At 39.2% G+C, this 309-nt stretch carries 1 pseudogene; it reads left to right on the forward strand.

Going from position 1 to position 309, the window contains the following annotated elements:
* Positions 1-309, forward strand: a pseudogene (locus HT679_RS10885) (hypothetical protein); the annotation flags it as partial.

Here is a 309-nt window from a genome sequence, read left to right on the forward strand (position 1 = left end):
AACCAGTGAAGTAACAACTGCGATGGTTAAGAAAGTTGTTAAAGTTGGAACAAAGCCGACTGAAACAACTGAACTTACAACTTCTACGGAAGTGAGATATGAAAAGGATCCAGAACATACAAGAGGAAGCCAACCTACGACTATTCCAAGCGAAGATGGACTGAAAACAGTTACGACTAGTTATAAAGTTGATTCTAAGACAGGCGATATTACGGTAGCAGATGTTTCAGAGATGGTTACTAAAGCAGCTACACCTATTATCGTTAAGGTTCCGGCTAAGGATAGCGTTGAAACAAAAGTAATTCCAAT

Origin of the sequence: Streptococcus sp. 4886 (genome assembly GCF_013276485.1) — a bacterium.
Taxonomy (GTDB): domain Bacteria; phylum Bacillota; class Bacilli; order Lactobacillales; family Streptococcaceae; genus Streptococcus.